Here is a 21,253-nt window from a genome sequence, read left to right as displayed (position 1 = left end):
GACCTCGCGGATCGCGCGCTCACGCAGCTCGTCGGGGTACTTCCGTGGTGCCGGCACTGATGTGGTTCTCCTTCGCCAGGACCGTAACCCTGGCATCAGGGACTCCACAAATCTCAGTACAGCTCAGGGGGGGCGGCATAGCGGAAGGAGTTCCGCAGCAGGTGAAGCCGTAAGGATTCAACATGGTGTTTCGCTGTCTTCTGCGACGGATGCGAGTACGTCGGCGGCCGTGGTGAAGCGTCGTTGGGCGAGCGTCGGGATGTACGGGTCTTGTTCGAGGAGGGGACGGACGTCCTCGATGGCGTTGCGGATGGTGCCGCGGCTGACACCGAACAGGTCGGCCAGAGTCTGCTGGTCACACAGATTTCGCTGAGAAAGGACCGTCGCCAGGATCCGGTCGGCGTCGGTGATCTTTTGACGGAAGATGCCGCCACGGGTTCCCGGGCGCCGATCGCCACCGCGTTTGCGATGGCGGCGTTGTTCGATCGTGGCTTGGTAGGGCACGGTGATCCGGTCGATGAGCGCCTGGAAGTCCGGTCGGGACATGCCGGTGAGTGCGGGGTGGGACAGGGTCTGGGAGAGATTCATTCGACTGGTGGTCGCGCCGTCCTGCGCCCAGGCGAGCAGCTCCTGGGTGGAGGAGAAATAGTGCGCGGTCTGCGAGACGGTGATCTTCTGCGCGTCGATGAGTGTGCGGGTCTCGCCGATGACCTGGCCGATCGTGACCGGGTTGATGGCGAGCAGGTCGACCAGGACCTTCTGCGAGCAGATGCGGCGCAGGTAGATCACCGTGATCAGGATGCGGTCGGCGTTGGAGAGCAGGGGCCTGCCGTGTGCTCCGGGGGGCCTTCAGGCGTCGGCCGCCGCGCTGCTGGAACTTGCGCTGTTCGGCCCGGGCAGCCTGCGCGGGAGCCAACTGGGCGCACAGCGCGTCCAGTTCGGGTGAGGTCATGCCGCTCAGGCGCGGGTCGGCAAGCATCGCCAGGACCTGGGACCTGGTGTGATCACGGTCGCTGGTACTGATCACGCAGTCGCCGGTGGCACCGGCCGGGGCGATCGTGCAGTTCCAGGATCCGTGCCGGTCATGGGGTGTGATCGGTAGTGAGCGCAGGTGCTCGCGACTGACGGAGAGTCCCACCGGGTAGGTCCCGGTATCCAGCTCGGCGTGAACGCGCAGGCCCGTGCGGGTGCGAGTCGCGGCGATGCTGTTGACCACGACTTCGTGGCTGGTCAGGGGCCTGCCACGCCAGTTCAGGGTGATGTGGGAGAACAGCCGGTGCTCGATCTTGTTCCACTTCGAGGTGCCCGGCGGAAAGTGGCAGACGGTCACCGTGAGGCCCGTCTGGGCGGCGAACGCGGCGAGTTCGGCCTTCCACAACCGGTAGCGGTAGCTGTTGGACCCTCCGCAGTCCGCGGTGATCAGCAACTGGTCGGCATTTGGGTAGTCCACCCGGCCCCGGGCGTGCCACCAGCGGCGAATCGACTCGACGGCGAAAACCGACGTGTCGTGATCCGTGCCGACGTTCACCCAGCCCCTGTCATGGGCCAGATCGTAGATGCCGAAGGGTATCGCCACGTCGACGTCGGGGCCGATGAAGTAGAAGCTGTGGTCCTCCACTTGCACCGGATCTCCGGCGGGGCGCCATTGCCGTCCGGGGTTCGGCAGCTGACCCAGCTGCTCCTTCTTCTGGCATCGATGCTGATCACCGGCTGTCCTGCCGCCTGGTGCTCCTTGACCTGTTCGTTGATGTAGCGGAACTGCGCGTCCCGGTCGGGGTGTTGTTTGCCCTCCAGCGTCTTGGCGCTGGCTTGCAGACTGAAGCCCTGTCCCTTCAGCAGCCGGCCGACGGTCGGAGCGGAGACCGGGTGCCCTTGCCTGGTCAGCTCCTCGGCGAGGTTGCGCAGGGACTTGGTGGTCCAGCGCAGCGGCGACATCGGATCACCCCGTTCGTCCGGCTCCACCAGCTTCAGCAACGCCGGAACCAGGGAAAGATCTTGTTCTTCGGCGGGCTTGCGGCCACCCCCTGGGCGCCGGACGCAGCCGTTGGGCAGCGGATCCTCACCGGCCTCCAGCTCGAACACACCGTTGCGAACCGTGCTCTCGCTCACCCCGGCCACCCGCGCAACGGCCCGTACTCCACCGTGTCCGAGCAGTCGCGCTTCCTGCCCCAGCGTCAGACGCCGCTGACGCTCGTTCAGGTGCGGCAACACGACCTGGAACCGCAGTGCAAGCTGATCCAGAACGTCGGCGGCGAAGCTCATACCAGAGCAACGATCTTGTCCTATGAAAGCAACGAGTTGATTCTTTACGGCTTCGGTGGACCACGCAGGTCTGCACGATCGTCCGCGGCCAGACCGTCTCCACCGCCTCGGGCAGGCCCTTGAGTCCGTCGCAGACCAGCATCAGCACATCGCTCACGCCGCGGTTCTTGATCTCGGTGAGGATGTGCAGCCAGTGAGCCATTTCAGCTCGGCCATCGATCGGGTGACGCGGGTGGCGTGCGCAACGCACGAGGCTCCCGTGCCGTTGGGGGAGGTGTTCGAAGTCTCAACCCACAGGCACAGGAGCCGCGTTGGTTCCGTATCATGCCGCACTCGACCTGCCGCACGCCCTGGTCGAGTGGGTAACCCTGCTCATCGTCACCCGCGAGGGTGACCGACGGTGCAAACTCCCGCCGCACCAGCGTGCGCTGGTCGCCCTGGTGTACCTGCGCCGCCACGACACCCTCGCCCAACTCGCGGCGGGCTTCGGCATCTCCGTCGGCACCGCCCACGCCTACACGGCAGCTGTCATCAGCCTGCTCGCCGACCGCGCACCCGGGCTCCTGCGGAGCCTGCGCGAGGCCGACCCCGACTACGTCCTGCTGGACGGCACCCTCGCCGAGTGCGACCGGGTGGGCGACAGCCGGGCCGACTTCTCCCAAAAACACCGACGCCACGGCGTGAACGTGCAGGTGGTGACCGATCCGACCGGACGACTGCTGTGGATCTCGCCCGCACTGCCCGGCCGCGCGCACGACCTGACCGCGGCCCGCACTCACCGGATCATCCGAATCTGCGAACGCCAGGGCATCCCGATCCTCGCCGACCGCGCCTACATCGGAGCCGGCCCATGGGTGACAACACCACGCAGACGCCCACCAGGCCGCGGCCTCACACCAACCCAGCACACCGTCAACCACGCGCTGTCGGCAGCACGCGCCCCGGTCGAGCGCGGCGTCGCACGCCTGAAGTCCTGGCGGATCTTCCGCAAAGCCCGGTGCAGTCCCAACCGCATGTCGTCAATCGCAGCCGCCATCCTCACCCTGGAGCGGCACCGCTGAAAAGGCTCACTGAGCGGCGTCAAAAACCCGATCACTAACTACCAAGCGCCAGCCGGTGGGTCACGTCCGAGCAATTCTGGGCATGTCCCATCCCTGCCGCTTACCTCGCCGCCAGCTACGCGACCTTGGCACCACGCCCGGCTGCCGATAGGTGTCGACTGCCCCACACCGCTGCTGGCAGGCACTGAAGCTCTGCCGCCTTTCGGATTCGGCTTGCGGGCAAATGCTGTCAGCAGAAATCTTCGGGACAGATCAGCTCAACCCCTGTCACGCTTAGCCATGGCGACTGCATGGAATTCATGGAGTTGGGACTGGCGCAGGCTGGACTGCCTCGCTGGTTGCGGCGAGCTCGTCAAGCGCGCCCGCGACTCATGGGTGGAGATCGGCGGCACGCGCTCTGGGAGCTGGTTGATCGGAACACGCGTCGACATAGGACGCATGTTCTCGGATCCCCTTCCACCACCGAACGACGAACCGCTCTATATGTTGGGGGCGGCTCACCGCGCTTGCCTCGGAACGGCTGTCCAACTCCTCCGCGCGGGCAGAGCCCAACTGGCCGACATCCTGACCACGATGGATATCGACACGATTCTCGAAGGCCAGGCCCACACGAACTGGATGGCCCCACCAGGCCGCTGCCCCTTCTGCCAGGACCCACACGCCCAGCCCACCGACGAGGACATCTACCCCAAGTGGCTCGTGCGCGAGATGAAGCGCCACGGCGTGCGGAGCTCGGATCCCCATCGGCGGCGTATCAACTGGCCGACAACACCTGTCTGCCAACACTGCAACAACACTTGGATGTCAACGCTGGAGAACGACGTCAAGGACATCCTCGTCCCGATGTTCTTCCACGTGAGATCGCTGGACGAGCACGCCCAAGGCCGGCTCGCCCTGTGGGCCGCCAAGATGGCCATCCTCTTTGATGCGATAGGCAGCAGCATCGTTCCTCACGGCGCCGGGCAGAGCCTGGAGGTCTTCCGCCAACCGCACCACGGGATGCGGGTCTGGATCGCCGCGTACCACGACGTAAACCCGCTGGCTGTGGTGTCGCGCCCGATCTACATGCCGATGAACGATTCAAGTGACGACTTCCTCGGCCTGTGCGTCACCTTCTCAGTGGTCAAGGTCGCGTTCCAGGTCCTCATCCCCTTCCTCGATGGAGACCTCGCTCCCCTAGAGGACTTTCACGGTTCTGTCGTGCCGATTTGGCCGCCGGCCAATCCCATACTCGACTGGCCACCGCGATACCGGTTCGACGCCACCTCCATCCAGGCACTCGCCGCGAGGATCAACGACAACCGCGAGAACCTGACGATCGAGGTAAACCTCGACACAGCACAACGCGTGAAGCAAGCACCCCCAGAAAGCGGATCCACCAGCGAGTCACAGCGGACGGAATAACCTGCACCCAGTCCCGCCAGCAGGGAGACACACCGGACGATACTTTCGAAGACGTTCGAAGCGTCCCAACTCGCTGGCCACTGACTAGGGGTCGCACCCTGCACCCGACAGGTGCCCCATATGCCCACCACGCCCCTTATCTGCCGTACAGGATGGACAATACGAGCCGTATATCGCCACACTGTCACCCAGCCGAACGGCCCGAATTCGACCCGGATTCGGGCCGGCCAGTTTATTCAGCGAGAAAACATGGCCTCTGACCTGCGGAAATAAAGAGCGGCAGACGAGTCGGGCTGTACGCCGGGTTCTGTTCCGGGGGGTTCTCGCGAACCCCTCGGCGACGGCCATCCATCTAGGACCGGCGTTGCCGCCGGCCTCATGCGGTCTACCCGCGGACTCGGGCGGGCAGCCCTCGAACGTCCGCGCAGGAGCGCCAAGGCGCTCCCTTTTGACCTTGCTCCGGGTGGGGTTTACCTAGCCGCCTGAGTCGCCTCAGGCGCTGGTGGTCTCTTACACCACCGTTTCACCCTTACCGGGGACCGAGGTCCCCGGCGGTCTGTTTTCTGTGGCACTGTCCCGCGGGTCACCCCGGGTGGCCGTTAGCCATCACCCTGCCCTGTGGAGCCCGGACGTTCCTCGGGGAGTCCCCCGTGAGGGGATTCCACGCGGCCGCCCGCCCGGCTCGTCTGCCGTGCGGACCATGTTACCGGGGACTCGGGGCAGGACGGTTCGGCGGTCAGGCGAACCGGGCCCGCCGTGGCCAGGACCGAGCCCGTCAGGATCAGGGCGAAGGCCAGGCCCACGCTCACAGTGAGCGACTCCCCCAGGAACAGGACCCCCGCCACCACCGCCACCGCCGGGTTGACGTACGTGATCACCGTCGCCCTCGTCGGGCCGACCTCCTTGATCAGTTCCAGGAAGGCGACGAACGCCACCGCCGTGCAGATCACCCCCAGACCGGCCAGCGACGCCAGGACCGAGGCCGAGGGGACGGAAGAAGGCCAGGTCACGGCCGCCGCCGGGGCGTACACCAGCGCCGCCAGGGCCAGGCAGGGCGCCGTGAGCTGGAGGGACGGTACGTCCTTCAGGTGGCGCGCGGCGATCAGGGGCGCCGTCGCGTACCCCACCACCGTCACCAGCACCTCCGCCATCGACTTCGCGTCCCCTCCCGTCAGATGCGGGACCGTCAGCACGCCGACGCCCGCCAGGCCCAGCGCCAGGCCCGTCACCCGCCGCACGCCCAGCCGCTCCGTGTCCCCGAAGAAGCGGGCCAGGACCACCCCGACGATCGGTACGCCCGCTATCAGCAGGCCCGCCGTCGAGCTGGACAGGTGCCGTTCGGCGTCCGTCAGCGTGTACCAGGGACCCATGATCTCGATGACCGCGAAGGCCAGCATGGGGCGCCAGTGCGACCGTACGGTCGAGGACAGACCACCCTGACGGATAGCGAACGGCAACAGGAGCAGCGCGCCCACGGCGCAGCGTACGAACACCACGAACGGGGCCGACAGCGGGGCGTCCACCGCCACTTTGATCATCAGGTAGGGGATGCCCCACACCACTCCCATCAGGGAGAACAGGAACCAGCCGCGTGCAGTCATGCGGACATCGTCGGCGGAGTCAGCGGCTTCCGTCTTGAACGCTGTTGCGGTACGCCGCCGGGGTCACCCCCAGCACACGGCGGAACCAGCGCGTCAGGTGTGCCTGGTCCGCGAAGCCCACCAGGGCGGCCACCTCCGAGGGGCGCAGACCGGATTCCAGGAGCCCCCTGGCCCTGCCGACCCGGTACTGGGCCAGCCAGGCGTACGGCGGTATCCCCATCGTCGTACGGAAGGCCCGGAGGAGTTGGTAGCGGGACAACCCCAGGTCGGCGGCCAGGTCGGCGAGGGCGGGAGGGGACAGCAACTCGTCGGCCAGGCGGTCGCGTACGGCTCTCGCCACGGCCTCCGCTCCGGGGATCACGCAGGTCGCCACCCGGGCCGTCGAGTGGCGGCAGGCCAGGGCCGCCAGGAGCCAGGGGAAGCGGGACTCCGCCTCCAACGGGTCGGGGCAGACGCTGAGTTCGCAGTGGGCGGAGACGAGGGCCGCGGCCAGTTCCGGGTCGTCGAGGAGGGGGTCCCGGAAATGGGGAGCGACCGGAGAGGCATCGGTCAGCAGGGCCGGCGCCGCGTACAGCGCCCGGTACGCGTACCCCTCCGTCGCCGTCCCCGGACCGCCCGTGTGCATCTCCCCCGGAGCCAGCACCACGATCGATCCCGGACCGGTACGGATGTGCCCGCCCCGGTAGTCGATGACCTCCGACCCGCCGACGCAGACGCCGATCGTGTACTCGTCGTGGGCGTGCGGGGCGTAGACGTGGCGGTCGAAGCGGGCGGTGAGGAGATCGAGCGGCGGACCGCAGCGCCCCAGCCGCGCCCTCGTCCACAGTGCCTGTTCCATGCGCCCGCCGCCCCCTGTCCCTCGTCCTCAGGGTGCAACGCCTCGGCGGCCGGAGAAAGTCCTCGGCCTCCATCCGCGGCCTCCAAAGGGAAGGGTGCCCGCCGACCCCGCCCACCGCCCCCGCCCCTTGACCCTGCCGCAACGTCAACGTCTCTACTGTCCCCATGCGGATCGGAGAACTCGCCGCCACCGTCGGCGTCACCACGCGGGCCGTGCGCCACTACCACCAGCAGGGGCTGCTGCCGGAACCGGAGCGGCTGAGCAACGGCTACCGGGACTACTCGCTGCGGCACGCCGTCACGCTCGCCCGGATCCGACGGCTGGCGGAGCTGGGGCTCGGGCTGGCCGAGATCAAGGACGTGCTCGCCGAGGACGCCGGGAAGGATCTCGTCGAGGTGCTCGGCGAGCTGGACGAGGATCTCGCCCGGCAGGAGGCCGCCATCCGGGAGCGGCGCAGTCGGCTGCGAGCACTGCTGGCGGCCGGCCCGCTGCCCGCCGAGGGGCCGGTGTCGCCTGAACTCGCCATTCTGTTCAGCGAGTTGACGCCGCTCTCCGACTCCCCCATGGCCACCAAGGACCGCGAGGTCCTCGCACTCATCGAGACCGCCGCCTCGCCCGCGGAACGCGAGCGCCTGATGGCGGCGTTGCACGCCGTCGCCCGGTCCCCCGAAGGCGTCGCCCGCGCCAACGAGGTCTACGGCCTTCTCGACGCCCTAGCCGACGCGCCCCTGGACGACCCCCGCATCGACAGGGCCGCCAGCCGTCTCGCCGACTTCACCCCGCCCGAACTCCTGCCGGATGCACGGGACTTCGCCCCCGCCCAGGCGGAGGCGGTCCGGCGTGCGCTGCGGATTCTCGTGCAGAGGCAGCGACAGCCGTGAGGACCGCTTGCGTTCTCCTCCGGCACGAGCTGCGGCTGTTCGTCAGCCTCGGTCTCTGGATGGCCCGCAGGTCGCATGGGACGGAGGGCGGGACCGCCTTCGGGTACGCCCGCGGTCAGGGCCCGGTGATGTTCGGGTTCGCGTTCGTGTGCCTGGTCGAGACGCTGACCATGTCCGTGCTGCTGCGTGATCTGCCGGCCGTGCACCGGGTCGTGCTCTTCCTGGACGTGTACACCGTCGCGTTCGTCGTCGGGCTGCACGCGGCGAACGTGGTCCGGCCGCATCTGCTGGACGCCGAGGAGCTGCGGATCCGGCGGGGTGTGCACGTCGACCTGCGGATTCCGCTCCACCAAGTGCAGGGCGTACGACGGGAGTTGCGCGCCACTCATGACACCCGCGGCACCGGCGAACTCGACCTGCCCGTCGGCTCCCAGACCTCCCTCACCCTCCAACTGGCCCAGCCGGTCGCCCACTTCACCTTCCTCGGCCGCCGCCGGGACATCCACACCGTCCGCTTCCACGCCGACGACGCCGACCGCCTCGTACAGGCGATCAAGCAGGCGCGAAGCGCACCTTCGCGACCCCCGCAGACGTACCCGGGTCGGACCGGACGACCCGCACCCGCAGCCGCTCCCCCAGCACCAGCCCCTCCCCGTCGATCCGCCCGATGACCGCCGGCGACTCCAGCTGCACGGTCCCCACGTCCGGCTGCCGGTGCTCCTCCACCTCGACCACGCAGCCCTCGAACACCTCCCCCACCCGGTCCTTCAGCAGCGCCGCCTCGACGATGTCCACGCACGCCCGCTCGGCCTTCGCGGCGAGCCGGCCGCCCTCGGACATCTCGCGGGGCAGCGCCTCGAAAGCCGCGAGCACCCACTCCGGTACGGCCTTGCCCTCGGACACCGCCAGGCAGATCTCCGAGGTGTAGCGGTCCACCAGCCGCCGCAGCGGGGCCGTGCAGTGGGTGTAGGGGGCGGCGACGGCCGCGTGGGTGGTGATGGCCGGGAGCACGCCGTCGCGGAAGACCGTGTAGCCCGCGCCCCGCAGCAGGGTCGTGCACTCCTGGAGGAAGGCCGCATGACGGGGTTCGCGCGGGTCCAGCGAACGCACCAGCGCCGCGTACGACACATGGTGCGGCCAGTCGATGTGCAGGGCGTGCGCGGTGCGGCGCAGTCGGCCCACCGCGCCGTCGGGGGCCGCGGGGAGCGTGCGGAGCACCCCTGTGCCGTACGCCAGCATCAGGTCGGCGGCGGCCATGCCCGTGAGCAGGGAGATCTGGGCGTTCCAGCCGTCGGCGGGCACCCCGGCGCGGTACGTCAGCTCGTACGTCCCGTCCCGTTCGACGATCTCCTGCTCGGGGACCCGCAGGGAGATGCCGCCGCGCTCGGCCTCCAGCCGTTCCCGCGCCTCGCCGATCTCCCTCAACAGGAGAAGCGGTTCCTCGGCCGTACCGGAGTTGATCGCCCGCTGCACACCCTCGTAGTCGAGCTTGGCCCGGCTGCGGACCAGGGCGCGGCGGACGTCGGCGGCGACCGTACGGCCGTCCGCGTCGAGGTCGATCGTCCAGAGCGCGGCCGGACGCACCTGGTCCGGGAGCAGGCTCGCGGCACCCTCGCCGAGCACCGGCGGATGGAGCGGAACGCGGGAGTCCGGGAAGTACAGGGTCATCACGCGCCGGTGCGTCTCCGCGTCCAGCGCCGATCCGGGTACGACGAAGGCGGCGACGTCGGCGATGGCGTACCGGACGCGGTAGCCGGTGCCCCGCCGGGAGAGGTGCATGGCCTGGTCGAGGTCCATGGAGGTGGGCGGGTCGATGGTGAAGAGCGGCAGGTCGGTGGCGTCGTCGTACGCCTTTGGCGGGGGTGTACCGGCCGCCTCCGCCAGCACCTCGGGCGGGAAGTCCGACGGCACGCCGAGTTCGGTGCGCAGGGCGGTGAAGGCGTCCGCGAGGGGGACGCCGGTCACCCGGATGTGGCGGCGGGGCATACAGCGAGCGTAGGTCCGGGCTCACCGGTGGGCACGCCGTACGCTGTGGCGGAGCTCAACAGAAGGAGATCTTCCGTGCTGGTCCTGCTGCCTCCCTCCGAAGGCAAGGCGTCCTCCGGCCGTGGCGCCCCGCTGAAGCTGGAGTCGCTGTCGCTGCCGGGACTCACCGAGGGCCGGGAGGCGGTCCTCGACGCGCTCGTCGAGCTGTGCGCCGCGGACGAGGAGAAGGCGCGCGAGGTGCTCGGGCTGAGCGAGGGGCTGCGGGGCGAGGTCGCGAAGAACGTCGAGCTCAGGACGGCCGGGGCGCGGCCCGCCGGGGAGATCTACACCGGTGTGCTCTACGACGCCCTCGACCTGGCCTCCCTGGACACGGCCGCGAAGCGGCGTGCCGGCCGTTCGCTGCTGGTGTTCTCGGGGTTGTGGGGGGCGGTGCGGGTGACCGACCGGATTCCCTCCTACCGGTGCTCGATGGGCGTGAAGCTGCCCGGGCTCGGGGCGCTGGGCACGCACTGGCGTGCGCCCATGGCCTCCGTGCTCACCGAGGCGGCCGGGGACGGGCTCGTGCTCGACCTGCGGTCCTCCGCGTACACGGCCGCGTGGAAGCCGAAGGGCGAGGTCGCCGGGCGGACGGCGACCGTCCGCGTGCTGCACGCGCCGACCCGGAAGGTCGTCAGCCACTTCAACAAGGCGACGAAGGGGCGGATGGTGCGCGGCCTGCTGACGTCGGGCCTCGCGCCGAAGAGCCCGGCCGAGCTGGTGGAGGCGCTGCGCGGGCTCGGGTACGTGGTGGAGGCGGAGGCGCCCGCGAAGGCGGGGCAGGCGTGGGCGTTGGATGTGCTGGTGGACGAGATCCACTGAGGTTGCGTTGCAGGGTGTGCAACGGCCTTTGCGCCCAGCGCACCCCTTCGGCAGGATGACGCCATGGCCCCCTCCTCGCACGCCTCGCTCCTCGACCTCGCGCCCGTCGTCCCCGTCGTCGTCCTCCAGGACGCGTCCGACGCCGTTCCGCTCGCCCGCGCCCTGGTCGCGGGCGGGCTGCCGGCGATCGAGGTGACGCTGCGGACGCCGGTCGCGCTGGACGCGATACGGGCCGTCGCCGCCGAGGTGCCGGACGCGGTGGTCGGGGCCGGGACCGTCATCACGCCGGAGCAGGTGCGGGACTCGGTGGCGGCCGGCGCCCGCTTCCTGGTCAGCCCGGGCTGGACGGACGTACTCCTGGCGGCGATGCGGGAGTCCGGGGTGCCGTTCCTGCCCGGGGTGTCGACCACGTCGGAGGTCGTGGCGCTGCTGGAGCGGGGCGTCACGGAGATGAAGTTCTTCCCGGCCCAGGCGGCGGGCGGTACCGCGTATCTGAAGTCGCTGTCCGGGCCGTTGCCGCAGGCGCGGTTCTGCCCGACGGGCGGGATCGGGGCCGGCAACGCGCCCGAGTACCTCGCCCTGCCCAACGTCGGCTGCGTGGGCGGGACTTGGATGCTGCCCGCCGACGCGCTCGCCGCCCGGGACTGGGAGCGGGTCGAGAAGCTGGCCCGCGAGGCGTCCCGGCTACGGCCGCAGGTGTGAGGTGTCGTTGAGGAGCCGTACGCTCGCGTTGCCGTCGGCGTAGTACGCGACCGCCGAGAGCGAGGCCGCCGAGAGTTCCATGCGGAACAGGGACTCGGGCGGGGCGCCCAGGGCGAGGCGTACGAACGTCTTGATCGGGGTGACGTGGGTGACGAGCAGGACCGTGCGGCCCGCGTACGCCGCCACGAGCCGGTCCCTCGTCGCCGCGATCCGGGTCGCGGTGGCCGCGAAGCTCTCGCCGCCGCCGGTGGGTTCGGCCTCGGGGTCGGAGAGCCAGGTGTTCAGGTCGTCGGGGTAGCGCTCGCGCACCTCGCCGAAGGTGAGGCCCTCCCAGGCGCCGAAGTCGGTCTCGATGAGCCCTTCCTCGACGGTGACCTCGATCCCGAGCCGGTCGGCGACGGCGGCCGCGGTCTGCCGGGTACGGGTCAGCGGCGAGGCGAGGACGTGCTGGATCGTGCCGCGCCTGGCCAGCGCGGTCGCCGCGCGTTCCGCCTGTTCCCGGCCCACCTCGGAGAGCGCGGGGTCCGTGCCGCCGCTCCCCGAGAACCGCTTCTGGGGCGTGAGCGGGGTCTCCCCGTGCCGCAGCAGCACGAAGGTGGCCGGAGCGCCCATGTCGGCCGGGGCCCAGCCGGGACTGGCGACGGCTGTCGCGGCACGCACGTCGGCTTCGGCCTTGGTCTCGGCCTTGGTCTCGGCCTTGGTCCCGGCGTCGGCCTTGGACTTGGTTTCGGTGTCGGCCTCGGCTGCTGCGGGCGTCGGCTTGCGCACCGAACTCGCCGACGCCGCCGAGTCCATCGCCTCGTTCGCCAGCCGGTCCGCGTGCTTGTTCCGCTCGCGCGGGATCCACTCGTACGTAACCCGGCCGGGCGGAAAGACCCGCCCCGCCTCCAGGGCCAGCGGCTTCATGTCCGGGTGCTTGATCTTCCAGCGCCCCGACATCTGCTCGACGACGAGCTTGGAGTCCATGCGGACGTGGACGCGCGCGGCGGGGTCCAGGTCGTGCGCGGCGCGCAGCCCGGCCAGCAGGCCCCGGTACTCGGCGACGTTGTTCGTCACGACGCCGAGGTACTCGTACGCCTCGACCAGCGTCTCCCCCGTCGCCGCGTCCAGCACCACGGAGCCGTACCCGGCCGGGCCGGGGTTGCCCCGCGAGCCGCCGTCGGCCTCGACGATGAACTCCCGCACGCCGAACGCTCCTTACAGGCCGGACTCGGAGGTGCGCACCAGGATGCGGCGGCAGTTCTCGCAGCGCACCACGGTGTCGGGGGCGGCCGCGCGGATCTCGTTGATGTCGGTGATCGCGAGCTCCTGGCGGCAGCCCTGGCAAGTGCGCTGGTACAGCTTGGCCGCGCCGATGCCGCCCTGCTGCTCGCGGAGCTTGTCGTAGAGCTTGAGCAGGTCGGCGGGGACAGAGCCGGAGATGACCGAGCGCTCCTTGGTCACCGAGGCGATCTCGCCGTCGAGCGTCCCGAAGGCGGTGTCCCGGCGGGCGGTCGCGTCCTCGATCTTCGACTGGACGGAGGTGACCCGCCCGGTCAGCTCGGCGACCCGCTCCTGCGTGGACTCCAGGCGCTCCATGACCTCCAGGACGACGTCCTCCAGGTCGCCCTGGCGCTTGGCGAGGGAGGCGATCTCGCGCTGGAGGTTCTCCAGGTCCTTCGGGGAGGTCACGGCACCGGAGTCCAGGCGCTGCTGGTCGCGGGCGGCGCGCTGGCGCACCTGGTCCACGTCCTGCTCGGCCTTGGTCTGCTCGCGGGCGGTGTCGCTCTCCTCGGTCTGCGCGGCGACGAGCAGGTCGCGCAGCTGGGTGGCGTCCTTGGTGAGCGACTCGATCTCGGCGTGCTCGGGCAGCGACCTGCGCTTGTGCGCGAGCTGCTGGAGGCGGACGTCGAGGTCCTGGACGTCGAGGAGTCGGATCTGGTCGGCGGGCGCGGCGTTCAGTTGGGGGCTCCCATTGCGCTAGAGGTCGGGTTGGACGCCGCGTGGGCGGTCCAGGGGTCGGTGACCGTCTTCGAGACATGCACGCGCAGGTCCCAGCCGTGGCGGTCGGAGATCTCGTCGAGCTGGGCGGCGGCCAGCTCGCACCAGGGCCACTCGGTGGCCCAGTGCGCCGCGTCGAGCAGCGCGAGGGGACTGTGGGCGACCGCTTCGGACACCGGGTGGTGGCGCAGGTCGGCGGTGAGGAAGGCGTCGACACCGGCCGCGCGGACCTGGTCGAAGAGGCTGTCGCCGGAGCCGCCGCTGACGGCGACCGTGCGGACGAGCGCCTCGGGGTCGCCGGCCACGCGGATGCCCTGCGCGGTGGCGGGCAGGCGCTCGGCGGCACGGGCGGCGAGGTCGCGGACGGTCAGCGGGGGATCGACCTCGCACACGCGCCCGAGGCCCCGGCGCCCCGACGGGTCCGTCGGGTCCGGCACCAGCGGCCGTACGACACGGAGGTCCAGCGCGCCCGCGAGCGCGTCGGAGACGCCCGGGTCGGCGGTGTCCGCGTTGGTGTGGGCGACGTGCAGCGCGATGTCGTTCTTGATGAGGGTGTGCACGACCCGGCCCTTGAAGTGGGAGGCCGCCACGGTCGTCGTGCCGCGCAGATAGAGGGGGTGGTGGGTGACCAGCAGGTCCGCGCCCAGCTTCACCGCCTCGTCGACGATCTCCCGGACCGGGTCGACGGCGAACAGGACCCGCGTGACCTCCTGGTCGGGGTCGCCCACGACGGTGCCGACCGCGTCCCAGGACTCGGCCCGCGCGGCGGGCCACAGGTTCTCCAGCGCGGCGATGACTTCAGACAGACGGGGCACGGGGAAAGGCTACCTGCCTGGTCTGTCCGGCTGAACCTGAGCCGCCCACGGCCGTCCCGCTCAGCACAGTCGCCCCGTTTTCCTCAGGCGAATCGTTCCTGGGCCACCCCTTTGTGTGAAGCGGAAGCCCGCCCGTCCCACGACCGTGCGTGCGAAAACTAGTTTCGTCGCCGGAGGTGATCAGACGATGACGGCCTGTGCCATCGAGCCCACGGCGGCGGACGAGGACGGCGACGGTGACGCGGACGGGGAGAGCCTGCGCACGGAGGCGGACGGGGAGAGCCCGCGCACGGAGGTTGACGGGGAGAGCCGGCGCACGGAGGCGGACGGGGAGAGCCCGCGCACGGAGTGCGTGATCACCGTCGACGGTTCCTACGCGGCCCGTCTCGCCCGGGAAGGGGACTCCTGGTTCCCGGAGCGCTGGACCCTGGACGGCCCCGAGCCGTACGCGGTGCCGCTGCCCGGCAACCAGCCCGAGGAGCCCGGCACCGAGGTGCACCCCATGGCTGACGGACGGGTGCTGATCAGGCGGTTCGCGGACGGGCGGCACAACTTCTCGCTGCTCTACCCGACCGGCCCCGAGACCGGCGAGCTGCCGCTGGGCGCGGTCGAGTGCCCGGACCGGGGGACGACGCTACGGCTGCTGCCGCCGGCGCCGGGCGGCGACAAGGCGTACGCCCTCGCCGTGGGGCGGCGCTCCAGTGCCGTGTGGCTGGTGGCGGGCGGCGCCTTCGGGCCCGAGCATCTCGCGGAGATCCCGGGGCGCTGTTCGGGCGGGGTGTGGCTGGACCGGAGCGGGCGGATGCTGGTGCTCGACCGGGAGGTCGGCGGCCGTACGAAGGCGATCGTGGTCGATCTGGAGCGGGGCGGCGAGGTCTCGCCGCTGCTCCAGATCGCCGACGACAGCGACGACCGGCTGCTGCTCGCCGACCCGGACAGCGGGCTGCTGCTGATCTCCTCGGACGCGGCGTCGCCTGGCCGGGAGCGGCTGGGCTGGGGGGTGCTGGGCAGCACGCTGCCGATCCGCTTCCCGGAGTGCCTGCGGGTGCCGGACTGCGCGGTGACGCCGCTGGCGATCCAGCCGGGGCAGGTGCTGATGCCGGAGAGCTGCGGGGTGGCGCTGCGGATCGACGGCCCGATGGGCAGCTGGGTCGGCGTGTGGCGGCCGGCCGCCCGGCAGGTCCAGCATCTCCCGGCGCCCGAGGGGTGGTTGGCGGGTGCCGGGCTGTGGACCGAGGACGGGGAGCTGCTGCTGCCGTACGCCACGGCGGACGCGCCGTGCGGGGTGGTGCGGTGGACGGCGGCTCCCGGGGACGGGGCCCCCTTCGGGGAAGCGGGGGGCCCGGGGGAAACGGGGGGCACGGGGGGCACGGGGGGCACGGGGGCGGGGGACGCGGGCCCGGAGGATCCGGAGGGCGGCGGCAGGACCGCGCGGTCGCCGGAATCGGATCCTCCGGAGCCTGTCGTGGCCCGTCCGGTGCCTTTGCAGCAAGCCCCGTTGGGCAATCTTGTAACGAACTAGTGCCGGTTGGCCCGGCCGTCTGGATCCGCCCCGTGGTGCGCCGGTTAAACTCGCCCCGCTGTAAGAAAGATCATGTTGACGGGGTGAATTACTTCCGATGAGCGACGCCAGCACGAACCAGCCGACTGCCGACGTCCAGGAGTCCACTGGCCACGGTAAGCACCGGGGCCCGGTCTCGGTCCAGGACAGCGAGACGGCCCCGCGTGGCCGTCACCGCAAGTCGGTCGAGCAGACCGAGGCCGCGGCCTGACGGCAGCGGAGACACGGCCCCGCCCCTCACCTGAGGGGCGGGGCCGTCGCGCGTCTACTCCCGCTTGAGCCCCAGCACTTCGGCCGCCGCGAAGGTCTCCCCCTCCGGCCGCCGCGCGTAGTGCGGGGTGAGCAGCGCGTCCAGCTCGTCGTAGGTGAACGCGTCCTGCTTGCTGTCGAACTTGGCCTGCACCCGCGGTCGTTCGACGACGACCACCATCCCTCCGTGCACGACGAGCAGCTGGCCGTTGACGCGCCCGGCGGCCGGTGAGGCCAAGTAGCCGACGAGCGGGGCGACATGCTCGGGGGCCAGCGGGTCGAGCCCCGACTCGGGCTGCTCGAACCCGGCTCCCGAGAACACGTCCTCGGTCATCCGGGTACGGGCGCGCGGGCAGATGGCGTTGGCGGTGACGCCGTACTTGGCGAGCGCGAGGGCCGTCGAGGTGGTGAGCCCGACGATTCCCCCTTTCGCGGCGGCGTAGTTGGGCTGCCCGGCGGACCCGGCGAGGAACGCCTCCGAGGAGGTGTTGACGATACGGCCGTACACCGGCGCACCCGCCGCCTTGGACCGCTCGCGCCAGTGTGCGGCCGCGAACCGGGTCGTGTTGAAGTGACCCTTGAGGTGGACCCGGATCACCGCGTCCCACTCGCCCTCGGTCATGGAGAAGACCATGCGGTCGCGCAGGATGCCCGCGTTGTTGACGAGGACGTCGAGCCTGCCGAACTCCTCGACCGCCAACTCGACGAGCTTTCCCGCCTGTTGGTGGTCGGCCACGTCCCCGGTGTGGGCGACCGCCCGGCCGCCCGCGGCCCTGATCTCCTCGGCGACCTGCTCGGCGGGGCCCTCGGAGGCCTCGCCCGAACCGTCCCGGCCCGGCTGTCCGTAGTCGTTGACCACCACGGCCGCACCCAGCCGGGCCAGCTCCAGCGCCTCGGCCCGGCCGAGGCCCCGGCCCGCGCCGGTGACGATCGCCGCGAGCCCCTCCAGGGGCAGTCCTGCCTCAGTCATCCGGGGCCCTCAGATCTCGATGCAGGTGCGGAGCGAGGTGCCCGTCCGCATCTGGTCGAGCGCCTCGTTGATCTCGCTCAGCGGCACCCGGTGGGTGATCAGGCCGTCCAGGTCGACGCGGCCCGCCCGCCACAGGGCGATGGTCCGCTCGTAGGAGCGCAGCACGTCCCCGCCGCCGTACAGGGAGGGCAGGATGCGCTTCTCGTCGAAGAACAGCTCGAACATGTTGAGCTGGAGGTTGTCGTCCATGGCGCCCGCGCCGACGACCACGAGGGTGCCGCCGCGCCGGGTGGTCTCGTACGCGGTCCTGGCGGTGGCCGACTTGCCGACGACTTCGAAGACGTAGTCGAAGCCCTCGCCCGCGGTCACCTGCTGCTTGGCGTCGGCCAGTTCGTCCGGGGAGACGGCCCGGGTGGCGCCGAACTCCAGCGCGGCCTCCCGGCGCGAGGCCACCGGGTCCACGGCCACGATCTCGGCGGCGCCCTTGAGCCGCGCGCCCTGGATCGCCGAGATGCCCACGCCCCCGCAGCCGATGACGGCGACCGACGAACCGGCCTCCACATCAGCGGTGTTGAGGGCGGCGCCGAGTCCGGTGGTGACCCCGCAGCCGATCAGGGCGGCTATGTCGAAGGGCACGTCGTCGGGTATCGGCACCGCGCAGCCCGCGTCGACGACGACCTCCTCGGTGAAGGTGCCGGTGCCCGCGAAGCCGAACACATCGCCGCCGGGGCGGCGGAAGTTGGGGGTGCCCGCGTTCATGAACCCGGCCAGGCACAGCTCGGTCTGGCCGCGCTTGCAGGCGGCGCAGGTGCCGCAGGCGGGCAGCCAGCAGACCACGACCCGGTCGCCCGCCTTCAAGTGGCTGACGCCCTCGCCGACTTCGACGATCTCCCCCGCGCCTTCGTGTCCGGGCACGAAGGGCGCCGGCTGCGGGAGGACCCCGTTCATCGCGGACAGGTCCGAGTGGCACAGCCCGGTGGCCCGTACCCGGATCCGCACCCTGCCGGGCCCGAACCCCACCGCCTCGACGTCATCGAGGACTTCGAGCTTTTCCTGGCCGATCTCGTGCAGTACGGCTGCGCGCATGGTGCGGCTCCCCTCGTACGGCGTGCTGGTTCAGAGTGATCTCGGGCGGGTTCTCAGGTGGGTTCTCAGGAGTGTTCGACGACGGTGTCGGCGAGGACGGGCGCGTCGTCCCGCTCGACGGCGCTGACGGCGACCCGGGTGCTGCCCGGTGCCGTGCCCGGTGTGTGCCACATCCGGATGCGCAGGGTCTCCCCCGGGTAGACCACCCCGGCGAACCGGGTGACGTAGGACTTCACCCGGGTCACGTCACCGCCGAGCAGGGTGTCGACGACCGCCTTGAGCGTGCTGCCGTAGGTGCACAGCCCGTGCAGGATGGGCCGTTCGAACCCGGCGACCTTGGCGAACTCCGGGTCGGCGTGCAGCGGGTTCCAGTCGCCGGAGAGGCGGTAGAGCAGGGCCTGGTCCTCGCGGATCGGGCGCTCGACGGTCCGGTCGGGCTCGCCGACGGGCGGTTCGAGGCGGGCGGAGGGGCCGCGGTCGCCGCCCCAGCCGCCCTCCCCCCGTACGAAGATCTGGGCGTCGTTGGTCCACAACGGGCCTTCGGCGTCCACGACTTCGGTCCGCAGGACCAGGACGGCCGCCTTGCCCTTGTCGTACACGGCGGCGATCCGGTTGGTGGCGGTCGCGGTGCCGGTCACCGGGAGGGGCCGGTGCACGGTCAGCGCCTGGCCGCCGTGCAGCACCTTGGCGAGGTCGACCTCGATGCCCGGCATGGACAGTCCGCTGATCACTCCCGGCGAGCCCGAGCCCGCGACGGTGGCGAAGCTGGGCAGGACGTGCAGCCGGGACTCCAGGGTGTAGCGCAGTTCGTCGGGGTCGGTGGCGGGAACGCCCGCTCCGATGCCGAGGTGGTAGAGCTGGACGTCCTTGGAGTTCCAGGAGATCTCACCGGTCCGGGGCTCGGCGGCGAGGGCCTTGGCTGCGTCGATGGGCATACGGCTCCTGACAGTGGCGGAGTCAAGACCCCGGTACGGCCGTCCGCACCGTCGGCCGCACCGAGGTCGTCGCGGGCCGATCTAGAACGCGTTCCAGTCCGGCGCCCTCTGTATAGCCCAGCGCACCGCACTTGTGAAGGCTCCTGACGGGGTGTCAGGTGGCGGTGTCAGGTGACGGTGTCCGGTGGCCGGTCCCTCCCGGTTCCGGCACCCGTGACATTTGTCCTGCCGGATTGCGTACAAGCGCATCTGCCGGGCGGGCGGGGCGGGTTCGTAGCGTCGTCGGTATGACACGGGACATCGGTCACGACACAGGGGGCTTCGGTCATGACACGGGGGACATCGGCCACGGCACAGAGGACTTCGGTCACGGCACGGGGGACATCGGCCACGACACGAGGGACTTCGGTCACGACACGGAGGACATCGGCATGAGCCAGGGGACGGAAGCGGCCGTGGCCTTCCGCGGCGCGGTCAAGACCTTCGGCGCCGTACGCGCCGTGGACGGCATCGACCTGGAGATCGCCCCCGGCGAGACCGTCGCCCTGCTCGGCCGCAACGGCGCCGGCAAGTCGACGACGATCTCCCTGCTGCTCGGCCTGAACGAGCCCGACACGGGCACGGTGCGGCTCTTCGGCGCGGCCCCCTCCGAGGCGGTGCGGACCGGCCGGGTGGGCGCGATGCTCCAGGAGGCCCGGGCGGTCCCGCGGGTCACCGTGCGCGAACTGGTCGCCTTCGTGGCCGGCCGCTACCCCGCGCCGCTGCCCGTCGCCGAGGCCCTGGAGCTGGCCGGCATCACCGAACTGGCCGACCGCCGCGTGGACCGGCTCTCCGGCGGCCAGACCCAGCGCGTGCGGTTCGCCGTCGCGCTCGCCGGGAACCCCTCGCTGATCGTCCTGGACGAGCCCACCGCCGCCCTGGACGTGGAGGCACGGCACGCCTTCTGGGCCTCCATGCGGGGCTACGCGCTGCGCGGCCACACCGTGCTGTTCTCCACCCACCACCTGGAGGAGGCCGACGCCTTCGCCGACCGCATCCTCGTCGTGGACCGGGGCCGGATCATCGCGGACGGCACGGGTGAGCAGCTCAGGCGGTCGGCCGGCGGGAACCTGGTCGTCGTCGACCTGGCCGGGCGGGACGCCGACGGCCTGGCGCTGCTGCCGGGGGTGCGGTCGATGGAGGTGCGGGGCGGGCGGGCCCGGCTGCGCACCGACGACTCCGACGCCACCGTGGTCGCCCTGGCCGGACTGGGGGCGATCCGCGGCCTGGAGGTCGCTCCGGCCTCCCTGGACGACGCGTTCCTGGCGCTGACCTCACGGGTCGCGGAGGCGGTGTGATGCTCGACTACATACGGCTGGAGATCCGCCGGACCCTGCGGGACACCGGGTTCGTGATCGGCGGGATCGCGATGCCCGTGATGATGTACCTCCTCTTCACCAACCTCGGCGGCGACGAGTCCGGCTGGAAGACCGGCGCGATGGTCGGCATGGCCGCCTACGGTGCCGTCGGCTCGGCCCTCAACACCGGCGGCGGGGTCGCCGAGGACCGGGCGATCGGCTGGCTGCGGCAGCTGCGGGTGACGCCGATGCCGCCGCGCCAGGTGGTGCTCGGCCGGGCCCTGACCGGTTCGGTGACCGTCCTTCCGGCGATCGTGGCGGTGCTCGCGGCGGGCGGGCTGGTCAACGGCGTCCGGCTCGCCGTGTGGCAGTGGGCGGCGCTCGCGGTGCTGCTGTGGCTGGGCTCGGTGCCGTTCACCCTGCTGGGCCTCGGCAACGGCTACCGGCTGACCGGGCAGACCACCGGCGTGGCGAACATGATCTGCAACCTGGGCCTCGCGGTCCTCGGCGGCCTGTGGTTCCCCGTCACCCTCTTCCCCGACTGGCTGCGCACGCTCTCCGCGTACACCCCCACCAACCGCTTCGCCCAGCTCGGCGGCTCGGTCGCGACCGGCCACGCGCCCACCGCCGGCGCGGTCCTGGTCCTTGGTGTGTGGCTGCTGCTGTTCGGTTCGTACGCTGTTCTGTCGTACCGGCGCCACGCCGGGAACCTCTGAGCGGAGGAACG

General features: G+C 71.0%; 20 protein-coding genes, 1 other RNA gene and 2 pseudogenes. 11 read left to right on the top strand and 12 right to left on the bottom strand.

Annotation, left to right across the window (positions count from 1 at the left end; all coding sequences use genetic code 11):
- Positions 1-177: 177 nt before the first annotated feature.
- From G3I78_RS52175 to G3I78_RS26800, 3 genes and pseudogenes are all read right to left on the bottom strand, one after another.
- Complete coding sequence (locus tag G3I78_RS52175; RefSeq protein ID WP_239158069.1) at positions 178-789, bottom strand: hypothetical protein; 612 nt, start codon at positions 787-789, stop codon at positions 178-180.
- Between the two features lie 256 nt (positions 790-1,045).
- Positions 1,046-2,262 (bottom strand): annotated as a pseudogene (locus G3I78_RS52170) (ISAzo13 family transposase); the annotation flags it as partial.
- A gap of 46 nt (positions 2,263-2,308) precedes the next feature.
- Positions 2,309-2,461: pseudogene (locus G3I78_RS26800) on the bottom strand (transposase); the annotation flags it as partial.
- Positions 2,462-2,573: 112 nt separating this feature from the next.
- On the opposite strand from G3I78_RS26800, the gene G3I78_RS26795 reads away from it, so the two are divergent.
- Positions 2,574-3,323 (top strand): transposase family protein, encoded by a 750-nt coding sequence (locus G3I78_RS26795; protein ID WP_164428952.1) that lies wholly within the window; start codon positions 2,574-2,576, stop codon positions 3,321-3,323.
- Between the two features lie 573 nt (positions 3,324-3,896).
- Positions 3,897-4,727, top strand: coding sequence for a hypothetical protein (locus G3I78_RS26790; RefSeq protein ID WP_164428950.1), 831 nt, complete (start codon positions 3,897-3,899; stop codon positions 4,725-4,727).
- 280 nt (positions 4,728-5,007) lie between these two features.
- On the opposite strand, the gene rnpB is transcribed toward G3I78_RS26790, so the two are convergent.
- Positions 5,008-5,412, bottom strand: an RNA gene (gene rnpB, locus G3I78_RS26785) — RNase P RNA component class A.
- A 125-nt stretch (positions 5,413-5,537) separates the two neighbouring features.
- Between rnpB and G3I78_RS52165 the strand changes: the two genes are divergently transcribed.
- On the top strand, positions 5,538-6,167 hold the full coding sequence (locus G3I78_RS52165; protein WP_239158049.1) for a hypothetical protein: 630 nt from the start codon (positions 5,538-5,540) through the stop codon (positions 6,165-6,167).
- Positions 6,168-6,347: 180 nt separating this feature from the next.
- Here G3I78_RS52165 and G3I78_RS26770 read toward each other — a convergent pair whose 3' ends face one another.
- Positions 6,348-7,166 (bottom strand): AraC family transcriptional regulator, encoded by an 819-nt coding sequence (locus G3I78_RS26770; RefSeq protein ID WP_164428948.1) that lies wholly within the window; start codon positions 7,164-7,166, stop codon positions 6,348-6,350.
- Positions 7,167-7,330: 164 nt separating this feature from the next.
- Here G3I78_RS26770 and G3I78_RS26765 point away from each other — a divergent pair, with 164 nt between their 5' ends.
- Complete coding sequence (locus G3I78_RS26765; RefSeq protein ID WP_164428946.1) at positions 7,331-8,047, top strand: MerR family transcriptional regulator; 717 nt, start codon at positions 7,331-7,333, stop codon at positions 8,045-8,047.
- Complete coding sequence (locus G3I78_RS26760; protein ID WP_343243852.1) at positions 8,044-8,718, top strand: hypothetical protein; 675 nt, start codon at positions 8,044-8,046, stop codon at positions 8,716-8,718. The genes G3I78_RS26765 and G3I78_RS26760 overlap by 4 nt, the downstream gene beginning before the upstream one ends.
- On the opposite strand, the gene G3I78_RS26755 is transcribed toward G3I78_RS26760, so the two are convergent.
- On the bottom strand, positions 8,600-10,033 hold the full coding sequence (locus tag G3I78_RS26755) for an RNB domain-containing ribonuclease (RefSeq protein ID WP_164428944.1): 1,434 nt from the start codon (positions 10,031-10,033) through the stop codon (positions 8,600-8,602). The genes G3I78_RS26760 and G3I78_RS26755 overlap by 119 nt on opposite strands.
- 75 nt (positions 10,034-10,108) lie before the next feature.
- On the opposite strand from G3I78_RS26755, the gene yaaA reads away from it, so the two are divergent.
- Together yaaA and eda are read left to right on the top strand one after the other, a co-directional pair.
- Entirely contained in the window at positions 10,109-10,891 is a 783-nt protein-coding gene (gene yaaA / locus G3I78_RS26750) for a peroxide stress protein YaaA (protein ID WP_164428941.1), read from the top strand.
- A 63-nt stretch (positions 10,892-10,954) separates the two neighbouring features.
- Positions 10,955-11,593, top strand: coding sequence for a bifunctional 4-hydroxy-2-oxoglutarate aldolase/2-dehydro-3-deoxy-phosphogluconate aldolase (gene eda / locus G3I78_RS26745; RefSeq protein WP_164428939.1), 639 nt, complete (start codon positions 10,955-10,957; stop codon positions 11,591-11,593).
- Here eda and G3I78_RS26740 read toward each other — a convergent pair.
- Genes G3I78_RS26740 through G3I78_RS26730 form a run of 3 tightly spaced genes read right to left on the bottom strand, consistent with a single transcriptional unit; the run spans position 11,576 to position 14,388 of the window.
- Positions 11,576-12,778, bottom strand: coding sequence for a bifunctional RNase H/acid phosphatase (locus tag G3I78_RS26740; RefSeq protein WP_164428937.1), 1,203 nt, complete (start codon positions 12,776-12,778; stop codon positions 11,576-11,578). The two genes, eda and G3I78_RS26740, sit on opposite strands and share 18 nt — an antisense overlap.
- 12 nt (positions 12,779-12,790) lie before the next feature.
- Positions 12,791-13,534 (bottom strand): C4-type zinc ribbon domain-containing protein, encoded by a 744-nt coding sequence (locus G3I78_RS53240; RefSeq protein ID WP_164429002.1) that lies wholly within the window; start codon positions 13,532-13,534, stop codon positions 12,791-12,793.
- Entirely contained in the window at positions 13,531-14,388 is an 858-nt protein-coding gene (locus G3I78_RS26730; RefSeq protein WP_164428935.1) for a Nif3-like dinuclear metal center hexameric protein, read from the bottom strand. The genes G3I78_RS53240 and G3I78_RS26730 overlap by 4 nt, the downstream gene beginning before the upstream one ends.
- Positions 14,389-14,575: 187 nt before the next feature.
- Here G3I78_RS26730 and G3I78_RS26725 point away from each other — a divergent pair, with 187 nt between their 5' ends.
- Together G3I78_RS26725 and G3I78_RS51265 are read left to right on the top strand one after the other, a co-directional pair.
- Complete coding sequence (locus G3I78_RS26725) at positions 14,576-15,910, top strand: hypothetical protein (RefSeq protein ID WP_164428933.1); 1,335 nt, start codon at positions 14,576-14,578, stop codon at positions 15,908-15,910.
- Between the two features lie 97 nt (positions 15,911-16,007).
- Positions 16,008-16,160 (top strand): hypothetical protein, encoded by a 153-nt coding sequence (locus tag G3I78_RS51265; RefSeq protein WP_203615543.1) that lies wholly within the window; start codon positions 16,008-16,010, stop codon positions 16,158-16,160.
- 54 nt (positions 16,161-16,214) lie between these two features.
- On the opposite strand, the gene G3I78_RS26720 is transcribed toward G3I78_RS51265, so the two are convergent.
- The 3 genes from G3I78_RS26720 to G3I78_RS26710 all read right to left on the bottom strand — a co-directional run bounded on the left by G3I78_RS26720 (position 16,215) and on the right by G3I78_RS26710 (position 19,189).
- Positions 16,215-17,168, bottom strand: a complete 954-nt coding sequence (locus G3I78_RS26720) for a 3-oxoacyl-ACP reductase (protein WP_164428931.1) — start codon at positions 17,166-17,168, stop codon at positions 16,215-16,217.
- Positions 17,169-17,177: 9 nt separating this feature from the next.
- The gene (locus G3I78_RS26715) at positions 17,178-18,254 is read right to left on the bottom strand and encodes a Zn-dependent alcohol dehydrogenase (RefSeq protein WP_164428929.1); all 1,077 of its coding nucleotides are present in this window, start codon (positions 18,252-18,254) and stop codon (positions 17,178-17,180) included.
- 65 nt (positions 18,255-18,319) lie between these two features.
- Complete coding sequence (locus tag G3I78_RS26710) at positions 18,320-19,189, bottom strand: MaoC/PaaZ C-terminal domain-containing protein (RefSeq protein WP_164428927.1); 870 nt, start codon at positions 19,187-19,189, stop codon at positions 18,320-18,322.
- Positions 19,190-19,620: 431 nt separating this feature from the next.
- Between G3I78_RS26710 and G3I78_RS26705 the strand changes: the two genes are divergently transcribed.
- The gene (locus tag G3I78_RS26705; protein WP_203615580.1) at positions 19,621-20,526 is read left to right on the top strand and encodes an ABC transporter ATP-binding protein; all 906 of its coding nucleotides are present in this window, start codon (positions 19,621-19,623) and stop codon (positions 20,524-20,526) included.
- Complete coding sequence (locus G3I78_RS26700; RefSeq protein ID WP_164428925.1) at positions 20,526-21,242, top strand: ABC transporter permease; 717 nt, start codon at positions 20,526-20,528, stop codon at positions 21,240-21,242. The genes G3I78_RS26705 and G3I78_RS26700 overlap by 1 nt, the downstream gene beginning before the upstream one ends.
- The last annotated feature ends 11 nt before the right edge of the window (positions 21,243-21,253 follow it).

It is taken from the genome of Streptomyces sp. SID13726 (assembly GCF_010548375.1).
Classification (GTDB): Bacteria; Actinomycetota; Actinomycetes; order Streptomycetales; family Streptomycetaceae; genus Streptomyces.
This window is presented reverse-complemented; position numbering and strand designations above follow the sequence as displayed.

What these genes read in the sequence shown, in the direction of transcription:
- eda (WP_164428939.1), top strand. Translation starts at nt 10,955, where the DNA reads ATGGCCCCCTCCTCGCACGCCTCGCTCCTCGACCTCGCGCCCGTCGTC.
- G3I78_RS26790 (WP_164428950.1), top strand. Translation starts at nt 3,897, where the DNA reads ATGGATATCGACACGATTCTCGAAGGCCAGGCCCACACGAACTGGATG.
- G3I78_RS26700 (WP_164428925.1), top strand. Translation starts at nt 20,526, where the DNA reads ATGCTCGACTACATACGGCTGGAGATCCGCCGGACCCTGCGGGACACC.
- G3I78_RS26755 (WP_164428944.1), bottom strand. Translation starts at nt 10,033, where the DNA reads ATGCCCCGCCGCCACATCCGGGTGACCGGCGTCCCCCTCGCGGACGCC.
- G3I78_RS26705 (WP_203615580.1), top strand. Translation starts at nt 19,621, where the DNA reads ATGAGCCAGGGGACGGAAGCGGCCGTGGCCTTCCGCGGCGCGGTCAAG.
- G3I78_RS26710 (WP_164428927.1), bottom strand. Translation starts at nt 19,189, where the DNA reads ATGCCCATCGACGCAGCCAAGGCCCTCGCCGCCGAGCCCCGGACCGGT.
- G3I78_RS26765 (WP_164428946.1), top strand. Translation starts at nt 7,331, where the DNA reads ATGCGGATCGGAGAACTCGCCGCCACCGTCGGCGTCACCACGCGGGCC.
- G3I78_RS26715 (WP_164428929.1), bottom strand. Translation starts at nt 18,254, where the DNA reads ATGCGCGCAGCCGTACTGCACGAGATCGGCCAGGAAAAGCTCGAAGTC.
- G3I78_RS51265 (WP_203615543.1), top strand. Translation starts at nt 16,008, where the DNA reads ATGAGCGACGCCAGCACGAACCAGCCGACTGCCGACGTCCAGGAGTCC.
- G3I78_RS26720 (WP_164428931.1), bottom strand. Translation starts at nt 17,168, where the DNA reads ATGACTGAGGCAGGACTGCCCCTGGAGGGGCTCGCGGCGATCGTCACC.
- G3I78_RS26725 (WP_164428933.1), top strand. Translation starts at nt 14,576, where the DNA reads ATGACGGCCTGTGCCATCGAGCCCACGGCGGCGGACGAGGACGGCGAC.
- G3I78_RS26770 (WP_164428948.1), bottom strand. Translation starts at nt 7,166, where the DNA reads ATGGAACAGGCACTGTGGACGAGGGCGCGGCTGGGGCGCTGCGGTCCG.